Here is a 5,881-nt window from a genome sequence, read left to right as displayed (position 1 = left end):
CTATCGCAGGAGCTGCAGGAGATCAGCAGTCGGCCTTATTTGGACAGGCTTGTTTTGAAAAGGGAGAAGCTAAAAATACATACGGTACTGGATGCTTCCTTCTTATGAACACAGGAGAAAATGCAGTGGAGTCTAAAAACGGACTTCTTACAACAATAGCAATAGGAATAAACAACAAAGTAGAGTACGCTTTAGAGGGAAGTGTCTTTGTAGGTGGAGCTTCTGTTCAGTGGCTGAGAGATGAGCTCAGACTAATAAACGACGCAGCAGATACAGAGTATTTTGCGAATAAGGTAAAAGACAGTAACGGAGTATATGTAGTACCTGCTTTCGTAGGTCTAGGATCACCTTACTGGGATATGTATGCCAGAGGAACAATAGTAGGACTCACAAGAGGAGCCAACAGAAATCACCTGATCAGAGCAACTCTGGAATCTGTGGCATATCAGTCAAGAGACCTTATAGATGCAATGGAAGACGATTCTAAGATAAAACTATCGGCTCTAAAAGTAGACGGAGGAGCAGTAAAGAACAACTTCTTGATGCAGTTCCAGTCAGATATACTAGGAACAGATGTACTGAGACCAGTAGTAACTGAGACAACAGCTCTAGGAGCAGCTTACCTTGCAGGACTTGCTGTTGGGTTCTGGGAAAGTAAAGAGGAGATAAGAAACAGATGGCAGGTAGAGACTAAGTTTGCTCCGGCTATAGAGGAGGGTCATAAAGAAACTCTATACAAAGGATGGAAAAAAGCGGTAGAAAGATCAATGGCCTGGGAAGAAAAAGAATAGTTAATATCAAACTTGGTTTTATGCCTTCGTGAGATTTAAAATAAAAAATCATTGACTATGAGCAAAAGAGTAGTATAATATTAAAAAGAGCATAATAAAGGCAAGAGAGACTATGAGAGCCAAGTATTCAGGGGTACGTTTGTACCTTCCTGTTTACTTGGCATTTTTTATTGATCTGGTATTCTTTCTGAAATAGAGATCCTAGAATGTAGTTATTTATTAGGGAGGTAGAAGAGATATGTATGATGTTGCGATAATCGGGGCTGGGGTTATAGGTGCTTCTGTTGCCAGGGAGCTTTCTAAATATAACCTGAATGTAGTAGTGATAGAAAAAGAAAATGATGTGTCAAATGGAACAACAAAAGCGAACTCTGCAATTGTACATGCAGGATATGACGCTCATGAGGGAACACTGATGGCGAAGTATAACGCCCTCGGAAATGCTATGTTTGATGAAATATGTGAAGAATTATCTGTACCTTTTGAGAGATGTGGATCTTTGGTTCTTGCATTCTCTGAAGAGGAGAGAGAACATCTGGATTTACTCTATAAAAGAGGAATCGTAAACGGAATACCTGAAATGGAGCTGCTTGAAAAAGATGAAATAAAGAAAATGGAGCCAAACATCAGCGACAAAGTTGTAGCAGCGCTTCATGCGAAAACAGCAGGGATTGTAGGACCTTGGGAATTGACAATAGCTATGCTTGAAAATGCAGCAGAAAACGGTGTGAGTATAGAACTAAACCAGGATGTTGTTGACATAGAGAAAATAGAGACAGGATATAAAATAATAACTCAAGAGAAAAACTTCGAAGCAAAAGTAGTAATAAACGCTTCTGGAGTTTATGCAGATAAAATCCATAACATGGTATCTGAAGAAACTTTTAAGATAAAACCTAGAAGAGGTCAGTACTTTGTAATGGATAAGATCCAGGGAGAACTTGTAGGTCAGGTAATATTCCAGTGCCCTACAGAACTTGGAAAAGGAATACTGGTAACACCGACAGTTCACGGAAACCTTTTACTAGGACCTGACGCTCAGGATATGGATGACAGAGATGATATATCCACAACTACAGAACAGCTTGAATTTGTAAAGGAACATGCAGTTAAATCTGTTCCTGGAATACACTTCAGAGATTCTATCAGAAGTTTTGCAGGATTAAGAGCTGAGGGAGACAGAGGAGACTTCATAATAGAAGAAGCGCCTGGCGCACCAATGTTCTTTGATGTGGCCGGAATAAAATCCCCTGGACTTTCTGCGGCGCCTGCAATAGGAGTGGACGTAGCTAAGATGGCAGTGGAAAAACTAGGAGAAGTATCAGAAAAAGAAGACTTTAACCCTAGAAGAGAGCAGATAATATTCATGGAGCTAAATGCAGAAGAGAAAAAAGCTCTAATAAAAAAGAATCCACAATACGGAAGAGTAATCTGCAGATGTGAAAATATAACAGAGGGCGAGATAGTAAGCTCTATTCATAGAAAAGTGGGAGCCAAAACTGTAGACGGAGTAAAGAAAAGGTGCAGACCTGGTATGGGAAGATGCCAAGGAGGGTTCTGCGGTCCTAGAGTTCAAGAGATATTGGCAAGAGAGCTGAATGTAAGCTTGGAAGAGATTGTCTTAGACAAGAAGAACTCTTACATCCTAACAGGGGAAACAAAATAGGGAGGTATTATTAATGAAACGTGAACTTGTAGTTATAGGAGGAGGACCAGCTGGTCTTGCGGCGGCAATAGAGGCGAAAAATAACGGAGTAAAAGATATATTAGTGATAGAAAGAGATAAAGAATTAGGAGGAATCCTGCAACAGTGTATTCACAATGGTTTTGGTCTTCATGAATTTAAAGAGGAGCTTACAGGACCTGAATATGCTCAGAGGTTCATAAACCAGATGACAGAACTGGGAATAGAATACAAACTGGATACCATGGTACTGAATATGGATAACAGTAAAAAATTACAACTTATAAATACTGTAGACGGATATATGGAAGTGGAAGCCGGAGCTATAATAATGGCAATGGGATGCAGAGAAAGAACAAGAGGTGCAATCTCAATACCAGGAGACAGACCTGCAGGAGTATTTACAGCAGGAGCAGCCCAGAGATTCATAAATATGGAAGGTTACATGGTAGGTAAAAAAGTAGTAATACTAGGATCTGGAGATATCGGTCTTATAATGGCAAGAAGAATGACTCTAGAAGGTGCTAAAGTAGAAGCTGTAGTAGAGCTTATGCCGTTCTCAGGAGGATTAACAAGAAACATAGTCCAGTGCCTGGAGGACTATGACATACCTCTTCTATTAAGCCATACAGTAACAAATATCAAAGGAAAAGAGAGAGTGGAGGGAATAACTGTAGCTAAGGTAGATGCAAACAGAAGACCTATTCCCGGAACTGAAATACACTATGACTGCGATACTCTTTTACTTTCAGTAGGTCTGATACCTGAAAATGAACTGTCTAGAACTGCAAAAATAGATATAGACCAGAGAACTTCAGGACCTGTTGTAAACGAACTTATGGAAACAAGTGTACCTGGAATATTCGCATGCGGAAACGTAGTGCATGTACACGACCTTGTGGACTTTGTGAGCGCAGAATCCAGAAGAGCCGGAAAAGCTGCTGCAAGATATATAAGCGGAAATGTAAAGCAGAGCGACATATACAAGAGAGTCAAGGCTGACTTTGGAGTGAGCTATACTGTACCTCAAAAGATAAGACTGGAAAATATAGATGATAAACTAGAAATATTTATGAGAGTAAATAATGTCTACAGAGATGTAAAACTGGAAGTAAAAGACGGAGATCAGACGCTTGTATCTCTGACTAAAAAACATCTGGCTCCAGGAGAAATGGAAAAAATAGTATTGCCAAAGAAGATACTGGATAAAATAGTCGGAGACGAGTTGAAAATATCAATAGCTGGAGTTCAATAGAAAAAAAGGGCGGTGAATATTTAATGAAAAAAGAATTAATTTGTATAGTATGTCCTATGGGGTGTCACCTGGAAGTGGACGTAGCAAATGACTATAAAGTAACCGGGAATCTATGTCCTAGGGGTGAAAAGTACGGATTTGTAGAATTAACAGCTCCTACCAGAGTGATAACTTCTACAATAAAAATAGCAGACGGTCTGCACAACAGAGTACCTGTGAAAACAGACGGAGCAATACCCAAAGAACTAAACATAAAATGCATGGAACTGATAAACAGCATATCAGCAAAAGGACCTGTAAAAATGGGAGATGTCATAGCAGAAGATATTTTTGGAACAGGGGTAAACTTAGTAATCACCCGGGACATGTAATTTTAAAAAAGAATAGAATAATCAGAGCAGAGGGATTTTTGAACCCTCTGTTTTTTTTATATTTAAAAAATATTAAAAAAAATAAAAATAAAAAAAATGATAATGGTCAAGGATGTAGAAGAGGATATATGAGTCCTTACGCTGGAATGAAAACGAATTGTTTTATAAAAGGACTAATAAATTTAAAATTATAAAAAATAAGGTTTTTATTTTTTCTCAAGAGTATTATGACAAGGAGGGTGAAGTGATGAAAAAAGAGATGGTATGTATAGTTTGTCCTATAGGGTGTCATATGGAGATAGATGACAGCGACGGATTTAAAGTCACGGGGAATAAATGTCCCAGGGGTGAAATATATGCAAAAGAGGAGATGACTGCACCAAAGAGAATTATAACTTCTACAATAAAAATAAAAGGAGGTATTCATAAAGTTGTTCCTGTAAAAACAGACGGAGGAATACCAAAAGAACTTAATTTTGAGTGTATGAAGATAATAAGCGAGTTGGAAGTGGAGGCTCCTGTGAAAATGGGGGAGGTAGTCGTGAAAAATATTTTAGGCAGCGGTGTAAATCTAGTCATAACGAGGGATATGTAATTGAGAATATAATTTTATAAATCATAAAAAAAATAACAATAAAAAAAGGGAGGAATGAAAAAATGGCAGTTTATTTAGCAGAGTTTATTGGTACTATGATCCTGATATTACTTGGTAACGGAGTAGTTGCAAATGTGGTTCTGAATAAGAGTAAGGGTAACAACAGTGGATGGATAGTTATCACAGCAGGATGGGGATTCGCAGTGGCGATAGCAGTATACGTAACAGGATGGGTAAGTGGAGCTCACATCAATCCAGCCGTGACTGTCGGGCTGGCTTCTGTAGGGGCTTTTGACTGGGGAATGGTTCCAGGATATATAGCTGCACAGGTAGCCGGAGCATTTACAGGGGCGATACTGGTATACCTTACATATAAACAGCATTATGATGAGACAGACGATGCCGGAGGTAAATTGGCAACATTCTCTACAGGTCCTGCAATAAGAGGAGCTAAATGGAATTTTATCACTGAAGTGATAGGTACGGCTATGCTTGTTTTGGGAGTAATGGGAATAACAAACGGAAACAACAACGTAGGTCCTATGGCAGCACTGCTTGTAGGTATACTTGTATGGTCACTTGGTCTGAGCCTTGGAGGACCTACAGGATATGCTATAAATCCTGCAAGAGACTTGGGACCTAGAATAGCTCATGCTTTACTTCCTATAAAAGGAAAGGGAGACTCTGACTGGGCATATGCATGGGTTCCGATTGTAGCTCCTATTGTTGGAGGAGTTATAGGAGCAAATATATATATGTTATGTCTAAGTGTTTGGAGTTAATTTGAAAGATAAGAATGAAATTAAGATTTTCAAAATATAAATAGGTTTATTATCAAAATTATTTACGGTGTTTTTATATTAACATTTGATAATTCGGCTGATTTTTACATTAAAAATTCTGGGAGGTCAAGTTAAATGGAAAAAAAGTACGTAATCGCATTGGATCAAGGAACAACAAGCTCAAGAGCAATAATATTTGATAAAGACGGAAATGAAGTGGGAGTATCTCAAAAAGAGTTTACTCAGATATACCCAAAAGCTGGATGGGTAGAGCATGATCCAATGGAAATATGGGCAAGCCAGAGTTCTGTGGTGACAGAGGTAATAGCTAAGACAGGAATAACAAATGACGAGATAGCAGCTCTGGGAATAACAAACCAAAGAGAGACGACTATAGTTTGGG

7 protein-coding genes are annotated in these 5,881 nt (G+C 38.7%); all 7 read left to right on the top strand.

The window, feature by feature from the left end; translation table 11 throughout:
* Positions 1 to 791: FGGY-family carbohydrate kinase (locus ABZA26_RS05975; protein WP_372713608.1), on the top strand; the 791-nt coding region annotated here is incomplete at its 5' end.
* Between the two features lie 238 nt (positions 792 to 1,029).
* Positions 1,030 to 2,457 carry an NAD(P)/FAD-dependent oxidoreductase gene (locus ABZA26_RS05970; RefSeq protein ID WP_372713607.1) on the top strand — a complete coding sequence of 476 codons (1,428 nt, stop codon included), beginning with the start codon at positions 1,030 to 1,032 and terminating at the stop codon, positions 2,455 to 2,457.
* A gap of 13 nt (positions 2,458 to 2,470) precedes the next feature.
* Entirely contained in the window at positions 2,471 to 3,730 is a 1,260-nt protein-coding gene (locus tag ABZA26_RS05965; RefSeq protein WP_372713606.1) for an NAD(P)/FAD-dependent oxidoreductase, read from the top strand.
* A 23-nt stretch (positions 3,731 to 3,753) separates the two neighbouring features.
* Positions 3,754 to 4,101: a DUF1667 domain-containing protein gene (locus tag ABZA26_RS05960; RefSeq protein WP_372712484.1), complete on the top strand. Its 348-nt coding sequence runs from the start codon at positions 3,754 to 3,756 to the stop codon at positions 4,099 to 4,101.
* Between the two features lie 247 nt (positions 4,102 to 4,348).
* Positions 4,349 to 4,696, top strand: a complete 348-nt coding sequence (locus tag ABZA26_RS05955; RefSeq protein WP_372713605.1) for a DUF1667 domain-containing protein — start codon at positions 4,349 to 4,351, stop codon at positions 4,694 to 4,696.
* A gap of 62 nt (positions 4,697 to 4,758) precedes the next feature.
* The gene (locus ABZA26_RS05950) at positions 4,759 to 5,478 is read left to right on the top strand and encodes an MIP/aquaporin family protein (RefSeq protein WP_372713603.1); all 720 of its coding nucleotides are present in this window, start codon (positions 4,759 to 4,761) and stop codon (positions 5,476 to 5,478) included.
* A gap of 135 nt (positions 5,479 to 5,613) precedes the next feature.
* Positions 5,614 to 5,881, top strand: a 268-nt coding sequence (locus ABZA26_RS05945) for an FGGY family carbohydrate kinase (protein WP_372713602.1), incomplete at its 3' end; no start/stop codon positions are given.

Origin of the sequence: Ilyobacter sp. (assembly GCF_041583315.1) — a bacterium.
In the GTDB taxonomy this organism is placed as follows: Bacteria; Fusobacteriota; Fusobacteriia; order Fusobacteriales; family Fusobacteriaceae; genus Ilyobacter.
This window is presented reverse-complemented; position numbering and strand designations above follow the sequence as displayed.

Bases quoted from the DNA above. Each gene is read 5' to 3' on its own strand.
- ABZA26_RS05965 (WP_372713606.1), top strand. From the start codon at position 2,471: ATGAAACGTGAACTTGTAGTTATAGGAGGAGGACCAGCTGGTCTTGCG.
- ABZA26_RS05955 (WP_372713605.1), top strand. From the start codon at position 4,349: ATGAAAAAAGAGATGGTATGTATAGTTTGTCCTATAGGGTGTCATATG.
- ABZA26_RS05970 (WP_372713607.1), top strand. From the start codon at position 1,030: ATGTATGATGTTGCGATAATCGGGGCTGGGGTTATAGGTGCTTCTGTT.
- ABZA26_RS05960 (WP_372712484.1), top strand. From the start codon at position 3,754: ATGAAAAAAGAATTAATTTGTATAGTATGTCCTATGGGGTGTCACCTG.
- ABZA26_RS05950 (WP_372713603.1), top strand. From the start codon at position 4,759: ATGGCAGTTTATTTAGCAGAGTTTATTGGTACTATGATCCTGATATTA.